Genomic DNA, 2,269 nt, shown 5'->3' with positions numbered 1-2,269 from the left:
GCCGTCCTCGGCATCCCGCGCCTGGGCCTGCGGGTGCCCGTCGCCCAGGGTGTCAGCAAGGCCGACGTGCTCAACCACGGCTACGCCGGCCACTACCCGGGCACCGCCCAGCCCGGCGGGGCCGGGAACTTCGCGCTCGCCGGGCACCGCAACACCCACGGCGAACCGTTCCGCCACATCAACCGGCTGCGCCGCGGCGACACCCTCACCGTCGAGACGAAGAACGCGGTGTTCACGTACGTGGTCGACAAGAGCCTCGCGCAGACCTCCGCGCGCGACGGCGGAGTGATCGCGGCCGTGCCCCGCAGCCGGGTCGTCGCGGGCGCCGGGTACGAGAAACCCGGGTACTACATCACCCTCACCACCTGCACCCCCGAGTTCACGTCGCGGTACCGGCTGGTGGTGTGGGGCACGCTCCGCTCGATGACGCCCCGGTGAACGCCGCTGAGTAAGGTCGTCGTCCGTGATCAAGCGACGGCCCCATCTCCTCTGGCTCCTCGTGCCCTTCGTGCTGTACATCGGCGCGCTCCCGTTCGTGAACCGGGTCGAACCGGTCCTGATCGGGCTGCCGTTCCTCTTCGTGTGGCTCCTCGCGGCGACCCTCCTCACGCCCGTCGCCGTCTGGCTGACCTGGCGCGGCGACCAGCGGCTGCGCGCCCGCACGGAGACGGCGCCGGGCACCCGGACGGAGGCCGGCGATGAGTGACGGAGCGGTGGCCACGACCCTGTTCGCCGTCTTCATGGCCGGCACCGTCGCCCTCGGGCTGCTCGCCGTGCGCGGCAAGGGGCGCGGCGGAGGACTCGCCGAATGGTCCGTCGGCGGCCGCAGCCTCGGGGCCGTCTTCATCTGGGTCCTCATGGCCGGCGAGGGCTACACCAGCTTCAGCTACCTCGGCGCCGCCGGCTGGGGCTACACCTTCGGCGCGCCCGTGCTCTACGTCGTCGCCTACATGTCCTGCGGCTACGCCGTCGGATACGTCGTCGGCCCCATGCTGTGGTCCTACGCCCGCGCACACGGGCTCGTCAGCATCACCGACATGGTCGCGCACCGGTTCGGCCGGCCCTGGCTCGGCGCCGCCGTCGCGATCCTCGTCACCGTGCTGCTGCTCCCGTACATCCAGTTGCAGCTCACCGGCATGGGCGTCGTCGTCTCCACGATCTCCTACGGCGCCATCAGCCTGAACTGGGCGTACTTCGTGGGCTTCGCCGTCACCACCCTGTTCGTCGTGGTGAGCGGACTGCGCGGCAGCGCCTGGGTGTCCGTGATGAAGGACCTCCTCGTCATCGTCACGCTCGCCTTCCTCGCCGTGTACGTGCCGCTGCACTACTTCGACGGGTACGGGGACTTCCTCGGGCAGCTCGTCGACCACAAGAGCGCCTGGCTGACGCTGCCCGGCAGCGGCGGATCCCCTTACGGGGAGGGCTGGTTCGCCACGACGACGTTCCTGAACGCGCTCACCGTCGTCATCTTCCCGACCACCGTCGCCGGGTACCTGGGCGCGCGCAGCGCCGACGCGCTGCGCCGCAACGCGATGTGGCTGCCCGCCTACAACGTCCTGCTGTTCGTGCCGATGCTGCTCGGCATGGCCGCGCTGTTCGTCGTGCCGGGGCTGACCGGCGCCGACTCCAACCTCGCGCTGCTCAAACTGGTCGTCGACTCGCTGCCCGCGTGGGGCGTCGGCGTCATCGGCGTCGCGGCGGCGCTCTCCTCGATCGTGCCGATGGCCGTGTTCATGCTGGTCATCGGCACGATGTGGGGCAGCAGCGTCTTCTCGCTCGTGCCGCGCTGGCGGAACTCGTCGAGCGCGCTGAAGACCTGGTCGCAGATCGTGGTCGTCGTCGCGGGCTCCCTCGCGCTCGTCCTCACGTACGCGGCGCCCCACACGCTCGTGCGGCTGTCCCTCATCTCTTACGAGGGAATGGCGCAGCTCGTGCCGATGCTGCTGGTGGGTCTGGTCTGGCGGCGTCTGAGTCTCACGGGCGCCCTGAGCGGGCTGGTCACCGGGGTCGGGATCGTGTGCGGGCTCGTCTTCACCGGGCGGGATCCCCTGGCCGGGGTGAACGCGGGGGTGGTGGCGCTCGGCGTGAACGCCGTCGTGACGGCCGTCGTCTCGGTGGCCCTGCCGGGGGAGCGGGACGAGCGACCGGACGAGGTGGTACTGGCGCGGGACCCGGTGGGGGATCCGGTGGGGCGGGGTCCGGTGGGGGATCCCATGGGGCGGGAGTAAGGCGCCCCTCGCCGGGGAGCGCCGGGTCCGCCGGGCCGGAA

General features: G+C 71.4%; 3 protein-coding genes. All 3 read left to right on the top strand.

The window, feature by feature from the left end; translation table 11 throughout:
* Positions 1 to 438: class E sortase (locus tag GTW43_RS33915; RefSeq protein ID WP_161305810.1), on the top strand; the 438-nt coding region annotated here is incomplete at its 5' end.
* A 25-nt stretch (positions 439 to 463) separates the two neighbouring features.
* Entirely contained in the window at positions 464 to 706 is a 243-nt protein-coding gene (locus tag GTW43_RS33910; RefSeq protein WP_161305809.1) for a DUF3311 domain-containing protein, read from the top strand.
* The gene (locus GTW43_RS33905; RefSeq protein WP_161305808.1) at positions 699 to 2,228 is read left to right on the top strand and encodes a sodium:solute symporter family protein; all 1,530 of its coding nucleotides are present in this window, start codon (positions 699 to 701) and stop codon (positions 2,226 to 2,228) included. The genes GTW43_RS33910 and GTW43_RS33905 overlap by 8 nt, the downstream gene beginning before the upstream one ends.
* Positions 2,229 to 2,269: the final 41 nt, after the last annotated feature.

Origin of the sequence: Streptomyces sp. SID5785 (genome assembly GCF_009870065.1) — a bacterium.
GTDB lineage: Bacteria > Actinomycetota > Actinomycetes > Streptomycetales > Streptomycetaceae > Streptomyces.
The sequence above is the reverse complement of the archived record's forward strand: the minus strand, read 5'-3'. Positions and strand labels throughout refer to the sequence as shown.